Annotated in this window: 20 protein-coding genes and 1 tRNA gene; 6 read left to right on the top strand and 15 right to left on the bottom strand. The window is 76.2% G+C overall.

Going from position 1 to position 17,330, the window contains the following annotated elements; translation table 11 throughout:
* Positions 1-19 precede the first annotated feature (19 nt).
* The 6 genes from ACFYWL_RS12705 to ACFYWL_RS12680 all read right to left on the bottom strand — a co-directional run bounded on the left by ACFYWL_RS12705 (position 20) and on the right by ACFYWL_RS12680 (position 6,466).
* Positions 20-93, bottom strand: a tRNA-Ala gene (locus ACFYWL_RS12705).
* A gap of 259 nt (positions 94-352) precedes the next feature.
* Positions 353-1,150 (bottom strand): hypothetical protein, encoded by a 798-nt coding sequence (locus ACFYWL_RS12700; RefSeq protein WP_386971219.1) that lies wholly within the window; start codon positions 1,148-1,150, stop codon positions 353-355.
* A 179-nt stretch (positions 1,151-1,329) separates the two neighbouring features.
* On the bottom strand, positions 1,330-1,938 hold the full coding sequence (locus ACFYWL_RS12695) for a GNAT family N-acetyltransferase (protein WP_386971341.1): 609 nt from the start codon (positions 1,936-1,938) through the stop codon (positions 1,330-1,332).
* Positions 1,939-1,976: 38 nt separating this feature from the next.
* The gene (glp, locus tag ACFYWL_RS12690) at positions 1,977-3,290 is read right to left on the bottom strand and encodes a gephyrin-like molybdotransferase Glp (protein ID WP_043961769.1); all 1,314 of its coding nucleotides are present in this window, start codon (positions 3,288-3,290) and stop codon (positions 1,977-1,979) included.
* A complete protein-coding gene (locus ACFYWL_RS12685; protein ID WP_386971215.1) occupies positions 3,287-4,288 on the bottom strand; it encodes a UTP--glucose-1-phosphate uridylyltransferase in 1,002 nt (333 codons plus the stop codon). Before ACFYWL_RS12685 ends, glp begins: the two co-directional genes overlap by 4 nt.
* A 9-nt stretch (positions 4,289-4,297) precedes the next feature.
* Positions 4,298-6,466 carry a diguanylate cyclase gene (locus tag ACFYWL_RS12680; RefSeq protein ID WP_386971212.1) on the bottom strand — a complete coding sequence of 723 codons (2,169 nt, stop codon included), beginning with the start codon at positions 6,464-6,466 and terminating at the stop codon, positions 4,298-4,300.
* A gap of 84 nt (positions 6,467-6,550) precedes the next feature.
* On the opposite strand from ACFYWL_RS12680, the gene ACFYWL_RS12675 reads away from it, so the two are divergent.
* The 3 genes from ACFYWL_RS12675 (at position 6,551) to ACFYWL_RS12665 (ending at position 8,451) form a co-directional block, all read left to right on the top strand.
* On the top strand, positions 6,551-7,237 hold the full coding sequence (locus ACFYWL_RS12675; RefSeq protein ID WP_386971209.1) for a 5-formyltetrahydrofolate cyclo-ligase: 687 nt from the start codon (positions 6,551-6,553) through the stop codon (positions 7,235-7,237).
* A gap of 18 nt (positions 7,238-7,255) precedes the next feature.
* Positions 7,256-7,699, top strand: a complete 444-nt coding sequence (locus ACFYWL_RS12670) for an FmdB family zinc ribbon protein (RefSeq protein WP_386971206.1) — start codon at positions 7,256-7,258, stop codon at positions 7,697-7,699.
* Between the two features lie 236 nt (positions 7,700-7,935).
* Complete coding sequence (locus ACFYWL_RS12665; protein ID WP_386971204.1) at positions 7,936-8,451, top strand: flagellar biosynthesis protein FlgA; 516 nt, start codon at positions 7,936-7,938, stop codon at positions 8,449-8,451.
* A gap of 185 nt (positions 8,452-8,636) precedes the next feature.
* Here ACFYWL_RS12665 and ACFYWL_RS12660 read toward each other — a convergent pair whose 3' ends face one another.
* A complete protein-coding gene (locus ACFYWL_RS12660; RefSeq protein WP_043961765.1) occupies positions 8,637-8,822 on the bottom strand; it encodes a hypothetical protein in 186 nt (61 codons plus the stop codon).
* Positions 8,823-8,888: 66 nt separating this feature from the next.
* Here ACFYWL_RS12660 and ACFYWL_RS12655 point away from each other — a divergent pair, with 66 nt between their 5' ends.
* The gene (locus ACFYWL_RS12655) at positions 8,889-9,242 is read left to right on the top strand and encodes a hypothetical protein (RefSeq protein ID WP_386971200.1); all 354 of its coding nucleotides are present in this window, start codon (positions 8,889-8,891) and stop codon (positions 9,240-9,242) included.
* A 77-nt stretch (positions 9,243-9,319) separates the two neighbouring features.
* Here ACFYWL_RS12655 and ACFYWL_RS12650 read toward each other — a convergent pair whose 3' ends face one another.
* Positions 9,320-9,802: a DUF2231 domain-containing protein gene (locus ACFYWL_RS12650; RefSeq protein WP_386971198.1), complete on the bottom strand. Its 483-nt coding sequence runs from the start codon at positions 9,800-9,802 to the stop codon at positions 9,320-9,322.
* A 127-nt stretch (positions 9,803-9,929) separates the two neighbouring features.
* On the opposite strand from ACFYWL_RS12650, the gene ACFYWL_RS12645 reads away from it, so the two are divergent.
* Positions 9,930-10,358: a Fur family transcriptional regulator gene (locus tag ACFYWL_RS12645; protein ID WP_074477077.1), complete on the top strand. Its 429-nt coding sequence runs from the start codon at positions 9,930-9,932 to the stop codon at positions 10,356-10,358.
* A gap of 55 nt (positions 10,359-10,413) precedes the next feature.
* On the top strand, positions 10,414-11,274 hold the full coding sequence (locus ACFYWL_RS12640) for an oxygenase MpaB family protein (RefSeq protein ID WP_386971194.1): 861 nt from the start codon (positions 10,414-10,416) through the stop codon (positions 11,272-11,274).
* Between the two features lie 91 nt (positions 11,275-11,365).
* Here the strand turns inward: ACFYWL_RS12640 and ACFYWL_RS12635 are convergent, their stop codons facing one another.
* The 7 genes from ACFYWL_RS12635 to ACFYWL_RS12605 form a co-directional block, all read right to left on the bottom strand.
* Positions 11,366-12,187, bottom strand: coding sequence for a RecB family exonuclease (locus tag ACFYWL_RS12635; protein ID WP_386971340.1), 822 nt, complete (start codon positions 12,185-12,187; stop codon positions 11,366-11,368).
* A gap of 223 nt (positions 12,188-12,410) precedes the next feature.
* Complete coding sequence (locus tag ACFYWL_RS12630; RefSeq protein ID WP_386971191.1) at positions 12,411-13,025, bottom strand: MarC family protein; 615 nt, start codon at positions 13,023-13,025, stop codon at positions 12,411-12,413.
* A gap of 32 nt (positions 13,026-13,057) precedes the next feature.
* Positions 13,058-13,939, bottom strand: a complete 882-nt coding sequence (locus ACFYWL_RS12625) for a PHP domain-containing protein (RefSeq protein ID WP_386971188.1) — start codon at positions 13,937-13,939, stop codon at positions 13,058-13,060.
* A 29-nt stretch (positions 13,940-13,968) separates the two neighbouring features.
* Entirely contained in the window at positions 13,969-15,201 is a 1,233-nt protein-coding gene (locus tag ACFYWL_RS12620) for a hypothetical protein (RefSeq protein ID WP_386971186.1), read from the bottom strand.
* A 56-nt stretch (positions 15,202-15,257) separates the two neighbouring features.
* Positions 15,258-16,109 carry a SigE family RNA polymerase sigma factor gene (locus tag ACFYWL_RS12615; RefSeq protein WP_386971184.1) on the bottom strand — a complete coding sequence of 284 codons (852 nt, stop codon included), beginning with the start codon at positions 16,107-16,109 and terminating at the stop codon, positions 15,258-15,260.
* Between the two features lie 106 nt (positions 16,110-16,215).
* Positions 16,216-17,094, bottom strand: a complete 879-nt coding sequence (locus tag ACFYWL_RS12610) for a PH domain-containing protein (protein WP_386971182.1) — start codon at positions 17,092-17,094, stop codon at positions 16,216-16,218.
* A 6-nt stretch (positions 17,095-17,100) separates the two neighbouring features.
* Positions 17,101-17,259 (bottom strand): hypothetical protein, encoded by a 159-nt coding sequence (locus ACFYWL_RS12605; RefSeq protein WP_165878125.1) that lies wholly within the window; start codon positions 17,257-17,259, stop codon positions 17,101-17,103.
* Positions 17,260-17,330: the final 71 nt, after the last annotated feature.

Raw genomic sequence — 17,330 nt, 5'->3', positions numbered from 1 at the left:
AAACGGCCTTTGAACTGGGTGGAGCTGAGGGGATTTGAACCCCTGACCCCCTCGATGCGAACGAGGTGCGCTACCGGTCTGCGCCACAGCCCCTCCGCCGGCGAACCGGCTTTGGTCCCACCTGGCTTGCACCAGGCGGGCCGGCGACAAGACTAACAGCACACCCGCCCGCCAAGCGAATCCACCCCGCCGACCCGGTCGGTGCCTGCTCACGGGCCCCGTCGAGGCTCACCATGTCGGCGACGTGGCGGGGTCCGAGGGGTCGGGACACCGCCACGTCGCCGACATGGAGTCGATCAAGCACGAGTTGACGAGTCGATCAACGCCGCGCCGACATGGAGTCGGGACAAGGTCAGGCCGAGTGGGAGGTGCGGCCCGACTGGTACGGGCGGCCCCGCAGCCCGCCTGCCCGCCGGTACGACACCGAGCCGCCGCCGCTGGCCGCCGGTGGCAGGTCGGCGGGGCGGTCCAGGCCCATCGCCGTGCGGCGTACCGCCTCGCGCTGGGCCGCCAGGCGGCGCTGGGCCTCCCGGCGGGCCGCCGCACGGCGGGCCTGCTCCCGGCGTACCTCGGCCTGCCGGGCGGCCAGCCAGGCGGCCTCCCGGGCGTGGGCGCGTCGGCGTCGGCGCTCGGCGAGGGCCCGCTTGCGCAGGTGCACCACGTACGTCACCAGGAGGGTGGCCGTGACGGAGAAGCTGATCCAGAAGCCGGGGCCGACCACGGCCACCCCGATCAGCTCGACGACGTTGAGCAGCAGCAGGGCGGCGAGCACCCGCCGCCTGCGGTAGATCGCCGGGGTGTGCGGCCGACGGCGGGGCGCGGCCCGTCGACGGGACTTCGCGGCCGGCGGCACCGCGCGCAGCCGGCCGCGCCGCCGCGCCGGGGCGGGCGGGGCGGAGACGGGGGCGGAGAGTCCGCCCGTGTTCGCGTCCTCGGCGAGGGTGACGACGAGGGAGCGGGAGGGATTGACCGGCCGACGCCCGGGGACAGTACGTCGCCGCCGACGGCGCTGGAGCACCCGCGCCGTCGACTGCGCCCGCTCCGCCACCAGCCGCTCGGTGGCGTCGTACCGGCGAACCAGCGCCGGCGCGAGGGCGAGCAGACCGGCGGCGGCGAGGACGGCGAGGAGCACCGAGGTCGGCACCCTCACCCCTCCCGTCACCAAGTTCGGGGCAACCGCCGTACGGCCGCAGGATCTTCGACGGACCCCGTTCCGGGCGGTCGAAGATGCGGTCGGGCAGCGCTTGCCGCAGCTTGCAGTTACTTGAGGTTACGGGCCGCCGACCGCGTTGATTGTGCGCCGCGCCGATCAGGCGGGGGTGGGACGCTTCACCCCGCGGTGGCGCGCAGCCGGTGCCAGCGGGCCAGCAGGCCGCCCTCCGCGACGACTTCCTCGCTGGTCATGGCGTACCCGATGTGGTCGCGCCACGCACCGTCGATATGCATGTAACGCACGTGGTACGACTCCTCGCGGAAGCCGAGCTTCTCCACCACCCGGCGGGACGGCTTGTTCTCCGGCCGGATGTTGACCTCGATCCGGTGCAGCCCGCCGGGGCCGAACGCGTGGTCCACGGCGAGCGCCAGCGCGGTGGGGATGACGCCCCGCCCGGCCACCCGGGAGTCCACCCAGTATCCGACGTACGCCGAGCAGAACGCCCGCCGGACGATGCTGCCGACGTTGAGGTGCCCCACCAGCCGCTCCCCGCCGTGCTCGCGCAGGCACACCGCGAACGGCATCCCCTCGCCGGTGCGCGCCGAGCGGCGCTGGTCCTTGTGGACCCAGCGGAACGCCGCCGGGGAGTTCAGCTCGTCCCAGTTGCCGGGCAGCGCCGACTCCCACGGGGCCAGCCAGGCCCGGTTGGCGCGGCGCACCTCCGACCAGGCCGCCGCGTCCGAGCGCCGGTACGGTCGCAGCAGCACCGGGCCGTCCGCGAGCACCACCGGCCACCCCGGCGACCGCCCCGACCACAGTCCACTCACCGGCGCCGGTCCAGCAGGAGGACGTCCACGGTGGAGCCGGCGGCGGCCGTGGTGACCCGCTCGCCGAGCACCATCAGCCCGTTGGCCTCGGCCAGGCCGGACAGGGTGAACTTCCCGCCCGGCAGCGGCTGGACGGTGTAGCCGCCGCCGCGCCGCTCGGCGACGTGCGCGGGGCGGAACTCGCGCAGCCCGCCGGGCGAGGTGATGGTCTCCAGCAGGTGCGCGCGCACGCTCGGCCGGAACACGGGCTCGGCCCCGGCCAGCAGGTTGATGGCGGGCCGGGCCAGCACCTCGAAGCCGATCAGCGCCGCGCCGGGCTCACCGGGAAGACAGACCACCGGCACCTCCTCGGCGCCGACCGTACCGAACCCGAGGGCGGTGCCGGGATAGAGGGCCACCTCGGTGAAGGTGACCGGCCCGGCCCGGCCGCCCTCCCGGCGGGACAGGATGCGGCGCACCATGTCGCCCGGCCCGGTGCCGGTGCCGCCGGTGGTGATGATCAGGTCGGCGCGCAGGGTCTGGTCCTCCAGCAGCCCGCGCAGCCCCTCCGGGTCGTCGTCGCAGATCCCCACCCGGTACGCCAGCGCGCCCACCTCGGCGGCGGCGGCGGTCAGGGCGTGCGAGTTCGCGTCGACCACCTGCCCGGGCTGGCTGCCCCGGCCCACGTCGACCAGCTCGTCGCCGGTGGCCACGATGACCACCCGCGGGCTGGGGCGCACCACCACGTGCCCGATGCCGGTGGCGGCGAAGACGGCGACCAGGGCCGGGGAGACGTACGTGCCGGCGCGGGCGAGCAGGGTCCCGGCCGGCAGCTCCTCACCGGCGCGGCGCACCCCGTAGCCCCGCTTGGGGGTGCGGAAGATCTCCACGGCGGCCATGCCCTGGTCGGTCCACTCCACCGGCACCACCACGTCGGCGGCGATCGGCAGCGGGGCTCCGGCGGCCACCGAGAAGCAGGCCCCCGGGGTGAGCCGCACCGGCCGCCAGCTCGCCGCGCCGAGGTCGCCGACCACGTTGAGCCGCACGGTGCGGGACCCGGACGGGCCGGAGCGGCCGGCGTATCCGCCCGCCGCCCGGCCCGCGCCGGACAGGTCGTCCCAGCGCGCCGCGTACCCGTCGACGGCCGCCTGGTCGAAGGCCGGGTAGGAGTGCGGCGCGACGACGTCCTCGGCGAGGACGTTGCCGTACGCCTGGGTGAGGTCGAGGTCGAGCGGAGGCAGCGCGCGTAACCTGCGCAGCACGCTGCCCAGGTAGTCGGCGAGCGGCGTCAACTCGTTCGCGGCCGCCTCGGCGTCGGCCGTCGCGGTCATGTATTAGGACCGCCCGACGCCTCGCGCATGCCGTTGAGGATCGCCTCGGTGACGGTCTCGTCGCCGTTGTTGACGAACTCGGCGAGCCACTTGCGGAACTCCGTGCCGAGGTCGTCGCGTTCGCAGGCGAGCTGCACCACCGTCTGGAGGTAGCCCAGCGGCATCCCCGTGTCGTAGCGGGTGCCCCGGTAGACGATCGCGTGCACCGGGACGCCCTCGGTGCGCAGCAGCTCCATCGCGTCGGTGAGCTGGATCTCGCCGCCGCTGCCCGGCTCGGTGCGCCGGATCGCGTCGAAGATCCGCCCCGGCAGCACGTACCGGCCGAGGACGGCGAGGTTGCTGGGCGCGTCCTCCGGCTTGGGCTTCTCCACCATGCCGGTGACCTTCACGACCTCGCCGACGTCGGTCAGCTCCGGCTCGGCGGGCTCGACGGAGGCGATGCCGTACCGCTTGGTCTCGGCCGGGTCGACCTCGAAGAAGGCCAGCACGATGCCGCCGGTGCGGGCCTGTAGCTCCAGCATCGCCGGCAGCAGCGGCTCGGACGGCTTGACGAACTCGTCGCCGAGCAGCACCGCGAAGGGCTGGTCGCCGACGTGCGACTCGGCGTAGCCGACGGCGTGGCCGAGGCCGAGCTGCTCCGGCTGCCGGCACGTGTAGATCTCGGCCAGCTCGCTGGGGCGGCGCACCGCGGCCAGCCGCTCGGCGTCGCCCTTCTCCTCCAGCCGGGCCTCCAGGTCGGGCCGGCGGTCGAAGTGGTCCACCATCGATGTCTTGCCGCGCCCGGTGATCAGCAGCACGTCGCCGATGCCCGCCTGGGTGGCCTCCTCGACGATGTACTGAAGGACCGGCCGGTCGACGACCGGCAGCAGCTCCTTGGGCACCGCCTTGGTGGCCGGCAGGAACCGGGTGGCCAGGCCGGCGGCCGGGATGACGGCCTTGACCGCGCGGGAACGACCGGTTGCGGGGGCCGCTGAGGGGTTCGCTGAGTGCTCCGACATGTCGCGAGACTATCGGCCAAGGCCGTGTTGCGACGGGTGAGGACCGGAAGACGCGCCGCCGGCCCGGGGCAGGCCGTCGGCCGGGCTGACCGAACCGGCCGGCACGGCGAGCTCCTCCACCGGCGGCCAGGGCCGCGCCTCGGCCAGCCGCCAGGTGTCCCGCCCCGCCGCCTTGGCCGCGTAGAGGGCGTCGTCGGCCGCGTCGAGGACCTGCTGACCGGTGGAGGCGTGGTCCGGGTAGACGGCGATGCCGACGGAGACGGTCACCAGGATCCGCGCCCCGCCGCCCGAGTCCACCGGGACGGGGGTGTCGCGGGTCGCCGCGCCGAGCCGTTCGGCGACGATCGCCGCGCCCCGCGCGTCGGTTTCCGGCAACAGCACCACGAACTCCTCCCCACCCTGGCGGAAGGCCAGGTCCACCTCGCGGATCTCGCCCCGCACCCGGCGGGCGAACTCGGCCAGCACGGCGTCCCCGGCGGCGTGCCCCCAGGTGTCGTTGACCTCCTTGAACCGGTCCAGGTCCAGGGCGAGGACGCTCAACATCCGGCCGAACCGGCTGGCCCGCTCCACCTCGCGGCGGATCGACTCGCGCAGGTAGCGGTAGTTCCACAGCCCGGTCAGCGGGTCGGTCAGCGACAGCCGCTGGGCCTCCTCGTGCACCCGCACGTTGTCCACCGCCACCGCCGCGTGGCCGGCGAAGGTCCGCAGCGTCTCCAGGTCGTCGTCGTCGAACTCGTCCCCGCCGAGCCGGTCGTAGAGGACCAGCACGCCGAGCGCCGCCGCCGGGCCGGTGGGCCCGCCGGAGTCCACGCCGGACCGGGCGACCGGGTCGGCCGGTCCGCCGGGGGCGGCGAAGGGCACCGCGACGTACGTCTCGCAGCGCGGCTCCCCGGCGGCCTCCGCCACCGGGTCGGCCCGCCCCCGGCGCGGCTGGCCGGTCGCCGCCACCGCGCCGACGATGCCGCCGCCGACGGGCACCCGCAGGCCGGCCGCGCCGGCGGCCTCCGGATCCGCCCCGGCGGCGGGCGACCAACGCCCGTCGAGCCCCTCGGCGCACCGGCCGACCAGCACGCCGCCGTCGACCAGCAGCACCGCCCCGGCCTGCGCCCCGGTGGCCGCGATCGCGCTGTGCAGGATGACCCGCAGGATGCGTTGCAGGTCGTGGGTGCTGGCCAGGGTGTCGCCGAGCACGGCGAGATGGCCGCGCAGCTGGTCCCGGCTGCTGGTGAGCGCCTGCACGTAGATGCCGGTCTCCCGGGTCATCCGGTTGAACGCGCCGGCCAGCCGGCCCAGCTCGTCGCGGCTGCGCACCGGCACCCGGGTGGCGAGGTCGCCGTGGGCCACCCGGTCCGCCGCGCCGGCCAGCTCCACCAACGGGCGGGTGGTGACCCGGGCCAGCCGCCAGGCGGCGGCCACCGCCAGCAGCCCGGCCAGCAGCACCGCGCCGACCAGCGCCGCGTACAGGTCGGGGGGCTGCTCGCTCGGGACGGAGAGCACCAGCGGCAGCGGCTGGCCCGGCGCGGGCAGGAGCCGGCGGACGTACCGGCCGTCGCCGGTGCCGGTGACCCCGTCGCCGGCGGCCCGGCGCGCGGCGGCGAGCACCCCGTCGCGTACGGCCGGGGCCTCGGTGGTGTGCGCGACCCCGACGGAGCCGGACGCGCCGTCGAGGAGGGTGACCGCGACGCCGGTGACCGCCGCGAGCCGCGCGACGAGGCCCGGGTCGACCGGCTGGGCGGTGACGACCGCGCCCAGGTCGCCGCCGGCCCGGTCGCGCAGCGCCACCCGGACGGCGAGCGCGGCGACGGGGCCGGCGGCCGGGTCGGCGGCGTCGCAGTCCCGCCAGGGCGCGGCGGGTGCGTCGGGGGTGGCGTAGGTCGGGACGCCGGCCACGTCGGTGACCAGCACGGCGGCGGCGAGGCCGCGGCTGACCACCTGCCCGGCCGTGCCCGCCCGCCCGGCCGCGTCGGCGGCCAGGGCGACCGCGTCGGCCGCCGCGCGCAACTGCTGGCAGAGGGCGTCGACCGAGGTACGCACGGTCGCGGCGGCCAGGCCGAGCCGCTCGGCCGCCCGGTTGCGGTCGACGGTCGTCATGGTCAGGCCGACGAAGAACGCCCCGAGCAGGACGGGGCCGAGCACCACCGTGAGGAAGGCCGCCGTCAACCGCCCGCGTAGCGTCAACGCTTCCCCCCGGAAGTCCCGCGCCCGATGTAGCGATGCTGACACAGTGCGACCGTGAGACAAACGTTGCGTCAGGAGTGTTGCGTGCCGGATTTTTCTGATGGAGCGGAAGTGACCCACGAGGCGAAGCGGCGGGCCCGGGTCGAGCTGCTCGCCCGCCGCCGCGCGCTGCCCGCCCCGGCACGTGCGGAGGCCGCGGCGCGCGTCCGGGCCGCGCTGACCGATTTGGTACGCCGGCTGCGCCCGGCCCGGGTCACCGCGTACGTCCCCGTCGGCGCGGAGCCGGGCGGGCCGGAGCTGCCGGAGGTGCTGAGCGCGGCGCTGCCGCCGGGCGGCGAGCTGCTGCTGCCGGTGCTCCGGGACGACCTCGACCTGGACTGGGCGGCGTACACCGGGCCGGGCTGCCTCGTCGCGGCCGGGCGGGGCCTGCGGGAGCCGACGGGTCCCCGGCTCGGCCGGGCGGCGGTCGCCGACGCCCGGCTGGTGGTGGTGCCCGCCTTGGCGGTGGACCGGCGCGGGCGGCGGCTGGGGCGCGGCGGCGGCAGCTATGATCGGGCGCTGGCCCGCCTCGGCGCGGACGCCCTGACGGTGGCCCTGCTGCACGACGGCGAGCTGGTCGCGAGCCTGCCCGCCGAGCCGCACGACCGGCCCGTCCGCGCGGTGGTGACCCCCTCCGGCGGGCTGCGTACGCTGACGGGCGACTCCGTGTCGGTCCCGGCACTTCCGCTGGACGAACCCGGGTCCGATGACGCACCATTGGCACTCGAATGAGTCGAGTGCCAACCGGCCGTGCCAGATCCGGAGGAGACCGTGCCCACGTACCAGTACGCCTGCACCGAGTGCGGCCAGCAGCTCGAGGCGGTGCAGTCCTTCTCTGACGAGCCGCTGACCGAGTGCCCGGCGTGTGCGGGGCGGCTGCGCAAGGTGTTCAACTCCGTCGGCATCGTCTTCAAGGGCTCGGGCTTCTACCGCACCGACTCCCGCTCCGGCTCGGACGCGGCCAAGAACGGCTCGGGCAAGACCGCCGCCTCCGACTCGTCCTCCGGCGGCGACTCCGGCTCGTCGGGCGGCTCGTCCGCCGGCTCCTCGGCGTCCTCGGGCTCGTCCGGCTCCTCGGCGTCGTCGGGGGCGTCGGGCTCCTCGGGTTCGTCGGGCTCGTCGGGGGCGTCCGGTTCGTCGGGCTCGTCGGGGTCGAGCGGCACGGCCAAGGCCCCCGCCGCCAGCGCCTCCTGACGACGGCAGCTCCGGACATAGGAGATCTTGGAAGAGAAGGGCCCCTCTGGGGGCCGGAATCTTCCAAGATTCGCCTCGGTTCCGGGCCTTAGCAGATCATCGGCCCCGGTGGGCGTTGTCCACAGCCGGCCCGGTTGTCCACAGGTTCCGCCCCTGGCCGGGCGGGACGGCCCCCGCGCGGCCTAGCCTGCTGCTCCCGGCACCGCCCTGGTGCCGGGGCGGGCGGGAGGGGCCGGATGGCGAACGTCGGGGCGGACACCGGATCACTGCGGCCGATGCGCCGGCCCCGGCTGCCGGGGCGGGCGACGCTGCTGCGCGCCGCGCTGGTCGCCGGCCTTCTCGGGCTCGCCGCGGCGGTCCTCCAGACCCCGTCCGGCTGCCCGCCGCCGGCCGGAGGCCGCTCCGCCGGCCCGGCCACGCCGCCGCCCGCCGAGGCGGCTTCCGACCCCGCCGCGCCGCCGGCCGCCCTGCCGCTCCCCGACGGGGCGGTCGGGGTGCCGATCCGGCTGGCCGAGCCGGCCGCGCTCGCGGTCGTCCGCCCGGGAGCCCGGGTCGACCTGCTCGCCGTGCCGGCCGGTCGGCAGGCCGGCGACGCCGACCTGCTGGCGCCCCGGGCGCTGGTGCTCGACGTGGTCGGGGCCGGCGCGACCGACGGCTCCTCGGCGCTCTACCTGGCGCTGCGGCCCGAGCAGGCACACCGCGCCGTCGGGCTCCCGGAGGGCAGCCGCTTCGCGATCGTGGTGCGGGGATGACGCTCTTGCCGGCCGACCCGTCGGGCACGGCCGACCCGTCGGACACGGCCGACCCGTCGGGAGTCGGCCGACCCGTCGGGAGTCGGCCGACCCGTCGGGAGTCGGCCGACCCGTCGGGAGTCGGCCGCGGGCTCCGGTGCGGGGGCGGGCCGGCCGTCACCCCGGATGCGGGGCCTCGGCGGCTCTCAGCTCCAGTGCGGGGGGCGTTCGGCGAGCAGCCAGTCGTCGTTGCCGCCGGACGTCTCGCCCCAGCCCCGGTCCGTGTCGTCGGCCGTCTGCTCGGGCAGCACCACGAAGTCCTCGCTCAGGTCGACAGCGCGGTCGTCGTCGCCGCGCGCCTGCGCCCCCGGGTCGATGCTCACGAACGGCAAGACTACCCGGATTCCGGCCCGCGTCCGACCGGCCACCCGGAGGGGAAGTTGGTAGCGTCGGTCGGCGTGACCACGCCCAGCGGTGACCGCCCCGAGGACGACTACTGGCGTCGACCGCCCGACCCGGCCGGCGGCGGCGCGACCGGCGACCCGACGCCGCGCCCACCGGCACCCGGCCCGGCCGGCGTCGATCCGCCCGCCGGCTACGGCGGGCCGCCGCCCACCACGCCGCCGCCGCCCGGGTGGCGTCCCCCGCTGCACGTGCAGGCAGCGCCGCCCCGCCAGTTGCCACCGCAGGACATGGCCGGGCTGGACGCGGTCGAGCAGCGGGCTCAACACGTCACCTGGGGCGTCGGCGCGGTCGCCGGCGTGGTGCTGCTGGCCCTGCTCTGCCTGCTCTGCTCCCGGGCGTTCCGCTGACTGCGGCCCCCGGGCGTTCCGCTGACCGCGGGGCCGGTCCCGGCTGACCCGCGCCGTCCGGCCCGGGCCGCGTCGGGTCAGAGCACCCGGCCCCAGGCCGCCTCGGCGCCGGAGTCGCCGGTGAGGAAGACGTAGACCAGCGAGGCCACGCCCAGCACGACCACCACCACCGTCAGCAGCAGGGGCGCCCAGGACGGCAGGCGGGAGACCCGGTCGTCGTTGCGGGTCACCAGCAGCAGGGCGATGGCGGCCACGGCGAGCCCCACGGTGAACCAGAGCAGCGTGTCGGCGTACTCGGAATGCTCCTTGATCTGCGCGAGCAGGGCCGGGTCGAAGCCCTTCTCCTTGAACGCCTCCTCCAGGGCCTCGCCCGTCTCGGTCGACACCCAGGTGACGATCGGGGTCAGCACCGCAAGGCCGGCCACCGCCCAGCCCAGCCGGGGACGCCACCTCGGCACCAGCCCGTACGCGCTGGCCAGCAGCGCGAGCAGCGGCACGAACACCACCGCCGCGTGGATCACCAGGATGTGGCTTGGCAGCCCGTTGATCTCCCTGAACACCGACACCTCCGGCCGTGGACGTGATCCCCGCGGCGTCAGCGTACGCGCACCTCAGGGGCTGTGGCCCGGGCCACCCGGGTCAGGCGCTCGCTTGTCGCCCGGTGCGGCCCGTGCTGTCATTGACGTCATGTCCGGTGGCGAGGAACTGCTGCGGTCGAGGGGCCTGCGGGTCACCCGGCCGCGCCTCGCCGTGCTGGACGTCCTCGCCGCCGGCGGCCACCTGGAGGTCGACGAGATCACCCGGCGGGTGCGGGAACGCCTCGACTCCGTGTCCACCCAGGCCGTGTACGACGTCCTCGGCGCGCTGTCCCGCGCCGGGCTGTCCCGCCGGATCGAGCCGGCCGGCAGTCCCGCCCGGTACGAGGCGCGGGCCGGCGACAACCACCACCACGTGGTCTGCCGGGGCTGCGGCGAGATCGCCGACATCGACTGCGCGGTCGGCGAGAAGCCCTGCCTCGACCCGGACACCGCCCACGGCTTCGAGGTGGACGAGGCGGAGGTCACCTTCTGGGGGCTCTGCCCCACCTGCCAGGCCCGCCGCCGCGCCGACGACTGACCGCCGCCGTCCCGCCCCGCCCGGGTCCGCGGCCGGGCGTGGCACCCTTGGTCGGGTGGACTCCGACGACCTCGGCCTGTTCGGTCCGGAATCGGTCACGTGGAAGGTGCACGAGGAGCCGATCCTGATCGTCGCCGGCCTGCGCTCCCTCTACCTCCAGGCGCTGCACCCCCGGGCCATGGCCGGGGTGGCCCAGAACAGCAACTACCGCACGGACGCGTGGGGCCGGCTGGTCCGGACGGCCACCTACGTCGCCACCGCCGTCTACGGCACCACCGCCGAAGCCGAGGCCGCCGGGGCCCGGCTGCGCCGCCTGCACGGCCGGATGCGGGCCACCGACCCGGACACCGGGGAGGAGTTCCGGATCGACGAGCCGGAGCTGCTGCGCTGGGTGCACGTCACCGAGGTCGAGTCGTTCCTCGGCACCGCCCGCCGGGCCGGGCTGCGGCTGACCGACGCCGAGGTCGACGGCTACTACACCGAGCAGCGCCGGGCGGCGGCCCTGGTGGGGCTGGACCCGGCCGGCGTGCCCGGCACGGCGGCGGAGGTCGCGGACTACTACCGGCAGGTCCGGCCGGCCCTGCGGATGACCCGGGAGGCGGCAGAGACGGCCCTCTTCCTCACCGCCCCGCCCCTGCCGTGGAAGCTCAACCTCCCGGCCCGGGTCGGGGTGAACCTCGGGCCGGCCCGGCTGGCGTACTTCGGCGTCGCCGGCACCGCGTTCGCGCTGCTGCCGCCCTGGGCCCGCCGGCTGTACGGCGGCCTGGGACTGCCGACCACCGAGCTGTCGGCCGACCTCACCGTCCGCGCCCTGCGGCTGGCCCTGACGGCCCTGCCCCGGCGCTGGCGGGAGGGGCCGTTGCAGCAGGCGGCGAAGGAACGGGCCGCCCGCCTGGCGGAGGGCCGGGTGGGCTAGGCGTCATGTCGCCGACATGGTGGTATCCCGCCGCCCGGATACCGCCATCAGCCCGACATGACCCGCCGGGCCGGACCGGGCCCCGGCCGGGTCACTCCCGGCGGTCCATGGCCGCCCAGGGGTCCCGGCCCGGCACCTGCGCGCCCGCCGGGCAGGTGCGGCGGTAGTCGCACCAGCCGCAGCGCGGCCCCGGCTCGGCCGGGAAGGCGTCGTCCGGGTCGGACCCGTCGGCGACGGCCCGCTCGGCGGCCATGATGTCCCGCGCCGTCTCCTCGGCGCGGGTGACCTGCCGGGCCAGCGACTCGGCGGTGTGCTCGTGGGCCGCGACCGTGCCGGTGGGCAGGTGGTGCAGCTCGACCCGGCGGCACGGCCGGCGGAACACCCGCTCGGCGGCGTACGCGTAGAGGGCCAGCGCCTGCGAGCCGCGCGCGTCGTCGGCGTCGAGCCCCGTGCGGCCCGTCTTGTAGTCGACGATGACCAGCTCCGGCCCGCTCGCGCCGGTGCGGAGGTCGATCCGGTCGGCGCGCCCGTTGAACGCCAGCACCGCCGTCCTGACCGCCACGACCCGCTCGACGCCGACCGGGTCGGCCTGCGGATCCAGCGTCTCGACGTAGGACTCCAGCCAGGCCAACGCCCGCCGGTACGCGTCGCGCTCCTGCTCGTCGTCGCGGAACCCGTCGCGTACCCAGGTGCCGCGCAGCAGCCCGGCCAGCGCCTCGGGGCGGCGTCGGTCGGCGGGCAGGGCATACCAGTTCTTCAGGGCGTTGTGCACGCTCGCGCCCAGCGAGTTGTGGGCCCACGGCGGGCCCTTCGGCGGCGCGGGCCGGTCCACGTACGAGTAGCGGTAGCGGCGGGGGCAGTCGGCGAAGGCACCCAGCTTGCTGGGGGTGCAGACGAACAGCCGCTCCGGCATGCCGTCGAAGCCGAGCTGCTCGGGCTGGGCGGCCTGGCGGGACTGGGCGGGCTGGCCGGCGCGGGGGCGCGGGGCCCGGCCCGCCCCGGCGGCGGGTCGACCGGCGGGGCGGCCGGATGAGGAGGCTGGTCGCACCCCGCGATCCTGCCACCCGGATACGACAGCCGGGCCGACCCGGCCGGCGGGTCGCGCCGCCGGATCGGCCACGCCCCGCGCGGCGGGCTCAGGTCGCGCTCGTGTACTGGGTGACGAAGGCCGCGACGGCGTCGGCGATGAGCTGCACCGCGATCGCGGCGAGGAGCAGGCCGGCGATCCGGGTGAGCACCTCGATCCCGCCCGGGCGCAGGATCTTGACGATCCCGCCGGAGAAGCGCAGCACCACCCAGACGGTGAGCATCACCGCCACGATGGCCGCGGCGATGGCGCCGTAGTCGAGCGCCCGGTCGGCCTGCTGGACGAAGAGCATGGTCGCCACGATCGCGCCCGGCCCCGCCAGCAGCGGGGTGCCCAGCGGCACCAGGGCGATGTTCGAGGTCGCCTGCTGGGTGGGGTCGTCGGCCTTGCCAGTCAGCAGCTCCAGGGCGACGAGGATCAGCAGCAGCCCGCCGGCCGCCTGGAGCGCCGGCAGGTCGACGTGCAGGTACGCGAGCAGGGTCTGCCCGGCCACGGCGAAGACCACGATCACCCCGAGCGCCAGGGCCACCGCCTGCCAGGCGGCCCGGTTGCGGTCCCGGGCGGACAGGGGGCCGGTGAGCGCGAGGAAGATCGGCATCATGCCCGGCGGGTCGACGATGACCAGCAGGGTCACGAAGACCTCACCGAAGAGCTTCAGATCCACCCGGAGAGGGTAGCCGCGCAGGTGGAGGCCGATCAGGCCGAAGCGACGGGGGTCACGCCGCTGGCCTCGGCCACGATCCGCCCGTACGCCTCGGGCGAGGTGGTGAACGCGCCCAGCCGGACGGTCTTGTGGGTGCCGTGGAAGTCCGACGAGCCGGTGACGAACAGGCCCAGCCCGGCGGCGAGCGCCCGCACGTGCGCCCGCTCGGCCGGGGAATGGTCCTCGTGGTCGGCCTCCAGGCCGGCGAGCCCGGCCGCCGCCAGCTCGACGATCAGCTCGTCGGGCACGATCCGCCCCCGTCGGCTCGCCTTCGGGTGGGCGAAGACGGGCACGCCGCCGGCGGCCCGCACCAGCCGCACCGCCCGGAACACGTCGATGTCGTCCTTGGGCAGCCGGTACCGCTCGCCCAGCCACTCCGGCCCGAACGCCTCGGTGGTGGTGGCCACCAGCCCGGCGCGGATGAGGGCCTGGGCGATGTGCGGGCGGCCCACCGTCCCGCCGCCCGCCCCGGCGAGGATCTCCGGCCAGCTCAGCTCGATGCCGTCGGCGCGCAGCAGGGCGACGATGCGTTCCCCGCGCGCTTCACGGGCGGCCCGCACCCGGGCCAGCTCCGCGCCCAGCTCCGGCTCCGCCGGGTCGAACAGGTACGCGAGCAGGTGCAGCGCCACCGGCGGGTCGACGCCGTGCCAGCGGCAGGAGAGCTCCGCGCCCCGGACCAGGGTGAGGCCGGGAGGCAGCGCGGCCACGGCGGGCGCCCACCCGGCGGTGGTGTCGTGGTCGGTGATCGCCACGACGTCGAGACCGGCGTCGGCGGCGGCCCGCACCAGCTCGGCCGGGGTGAGGGTGCCGTCGCTGGCCGTCGAGTGGGTGTGCAGGTCGATCCGGGCGGCGGCCGGCACCGGGGGCGGGGTCATCGCCCGACGCTATCGGTGCCGGCGGCCGGTCAGGGGGCCGGGTCGGTGACGACGACCGGCCGGCCGGCCGGGTCGACGCCGGTCACCGGGCTGGCGGCGGCCCGTTCTCCGGCGATGACGCGGTCGGGGCGCACCGGCACCAGCCCGCCCCGGGTGTCCACATACCAGGCGTCGCCGGCCGGCGTCCAGCACACCGCGCCGGCCAGCGTCGGGCCGGCGGGGCGGGCGACCAACGGGCCGTCGAGGGTGGCGAGGTCGACCAGGAGCGCCCCGGCGACGCCGGACGAGCCGGTGCGGCCGTTCAGCAGCAGCCAGCGGCCGTCCGCGGACACCCCGCCGAGCCCGTCGGTGCTGAGGGTCGGCCCGCAGGCCGTGCGGATCGTCGCCAGCGCCCGGGCCGGGTCGAGCAACGCCAGGCAGGGGCGTCGGGGCGTGCCGGCGGAGACCAGGCCGACGAGCCGGCCGTCCGGCAGTGCACCGTGGACGGCGAGGACGTCGCGCCAGCCGTCGGCGGCGAGCCCGCCCGTGGCCGGATGCCAGAGCGCGTACCCGGATCGGGCCGGATCGCGGCGCACCAGGACGGAGTTGCCGGCGAAGCCGACCGGCACGGCCGCGCCGGGCGCCGCCGTGCCGGCGACAGCGACGAGCTTGTCGCCGACGATCCCGGCGAGGGAGAGCCGGTCGCCGTCGCGCCAGGCGACCTGGCCGCCGTCGGGGGCGACGGCGATCGCCTCCGCGCCGGCCAGCAGCACCTGCGTGCTGCCGTCGCGGTGCACGGACAGCAGGGCCCGGCCGGCGACGGTGGGCGCGCCCACCACCAGCCAGCCGCCCCCGTCCGGTACGCGCTGCGCCCGGTCGGCGTCGACGACGCCGAGGGGGATGTTCGTGTTCCCGGCGGTGTAGAGGGTGCCGTCGACGACCAGGTCCACCGCGCCGCCGGCCGGCCCGAGGGCCGGTCGGGGCGATCCGCCCGACGGGCTCGGCATCGGTTCCGGGACCGGCCACGAGGAGCCACGCGGGTCGCCGAGCACCACGGTCGGCGGGGTGGACTGGCCCTCCTGCGGGCTGAGCTGCACCATGCCGGCGCTGACCAGCACGGTGGCCATCCCGGCCAGGGCGGTGCCGGTGAGGACCCGGCGGCGGCGGGCCCGGGTGGCCCGCCGGATGACCAGGCCGGCCGGGTCCACGGTGCACGGCAGCGGCGCGGCGGCCTGCCGGGAGAGGGTCTCCCGGAGCGCGCGCTCCAGCTCGTCCGCCGTCACGACTGTTGGACGCGCGGGAACGGGCGTCCGGTTGTCACCGGGACCGGCCACCCCGCTCACCTCCGCTCCGCGCCGACGGCCTCGACCGACACCGGGGCGCCGACGGCCTCGACCGACACCGGGGCGCCGACGGCCTCGACCGACACCGCAAGCGGCGCGCCGCCGGCCGGGGCCGGACGGGGACCGGCGCCGCTCGTGGCGGGCGCGTCGGGCGCGCCCGCCCGGGTCGGGCGCGGCACGGCGGGCATGACCGGGGCGGGACGGGGCGGGATCGCCGGGGCGGGACGGGCGGCGGGGTCGGCCTGTCGGGCGGGCCGGAGGCGGGCGGCGGCGGGCCGCGTCCGGGGGGCGGGCCGGTTGCCCGTCCGCCCGTCGGGCTGCGGCTCCGCCGCGGCGTCGGTCAGGTCGAGGGCGGCCTGCGCGCCCAGCCGTCGCCGCAGGGTGGCCAGCGCCCGGGAGGTCTGGCTCTTCACCGTGCCCGGGGAGATCTCCAGCAGCGCCGCGGTCTGCGCCTCCGACATGTCCTCGTAGAAGCGCAGCACCAGCACCGCCCGCTGCCGGCTGGGCAGCGCCCTGAGCTGCCGCCACAGCACGTCCCGGTCGAGCTGCTGCTCGATCTCGTCGGCCCCGGCCCGTTCGGGCAGCACCTCGGTCGGCCGCTCACCGTGCCAGCGCCGCCGCCACCAGCTCGTCGACGTGTTGACCATGACGCGGCGCGCGTACGGCTCGATCGCCTCGATGCCGCCGAGCCGCTTGCAGGCCAGGTACGTCTTGGTCAGGGCGGTCTGGAGCAGGTCCTCGGCCGTGGCCCAGTCGCCGGTCAGCAGGTAGGCGGTGCGCAGCAGCGCCCCGGAGCGGGCCGCGACGAATTCGCGGAACTCCTCCTCCAGCGGGTCTTTCGCGGCCACCGCTCACCTCCCGCACCCCCGTGCCTGCTTGGCAGGTTGTCATGCCGGGGGCGGACCGGGCGACGGCGAAAGGTGCGGCGTTCCTCCGATGTTCGGACGGAAAGTTTCACGCCCCGTCGTCGGCCTTGGCCTCGTCCGCCTCCTTGCCCAACCGGGCCTCGACCGCCTGCGGCTCGTACATCTCCTCGACGACGCGCAGGTAGAGCTCGTTCGGGTTGGGCAGGTTCTTGATTTCGCGGAGCGCCTGGTCCTGGCCGGCGGACTCCAGCACGAACGTGCCGTAGTTGAGGGCGCGGCCGGTGGGGCTCTGCTCGTATTTCATGTCGGTGACCCGGGCGAGCGGCATCATCGCCACCTTGCGGGTGATGATGCCGTTGACCACCATGACCCGCTTGTTGGTCAGGATGAACCTGTCGTACCACCAGTCGGCGACCTTCCAGGCCACCCAGCCCATCACGGCGAACCAGAGCAGCACCGCGATGGTGGTCAGCGCGCCCACGTCCCGCCCGGCGAGGAAGCCGGAGAGGTAGCCGAGGACGAAGGTCGCCCCGATGCCCACCAGGATCGGCGTGGTCAGGTGGATCCAGTGCCGCTTCCACTCGCCCCGGTAGCGCTCGGTGGGGAAGAGGTAGCGCGCCACCAGCGAGCTGGGCTCGTCCTCCAGCGGCAGGACCCGTCGGGGGCCGAGCGGCATGCCGGAGGCGTCGACCCGCAGCCCGGCAAGCTCCTCTTCGGAGATCTGCGGCGGCTGGTAGTCGGCCTCCGGGTCGCGGACCCAGGCCCGCCCGGAACGCGCCTGACCGCCGAAGGGACCGTCGCCGTAGCCGGCGTCGTCGGAGAAGGGCGGACCATCGGAGAAGCCCGACCCCGGGCCTGGGCCCGGAACGTCGTCGGGCCTGACCCTGGGGATCGGCTCCGTGTCTCGGTCCCGGCGCTCCCGGTCGGGGTCGTCGGGGTCGAACGGCGGACCGGAGGGGCTGCCCATCGGCGGTTAGGCGATGAGGCTGGTGAAGAAGTCGCCGAACCCCTGGGCGATGTCCATGATGCCGCCGCCGATCGACTTGAAGACGTCTGCGGCGGAGTTCGGCCGGTACGCAACAAAGAAGATCAAGAATGCGATACCGGCCCAGGTGAGGACCTTCTTGACCATGGCGGGCCATCCTCTCGCGCGGCGCCGGGTCCATTTACCGCAGCGGCACCCAGAGTATCAGTTAGGTGTCG

This window comes from Micromonospora sp. NPDC002575 (genome assembly GCF_042889525.1).
GTDB lineage: Bacteria > Actinomycetota > Actinomycetes > Mycobacteriales > Micromonosporaceae > Micromonospora > Micromonospora carbonacea.
This window is presented reverse-complemented; position numbering and strand designations above follow the sequence as displayed.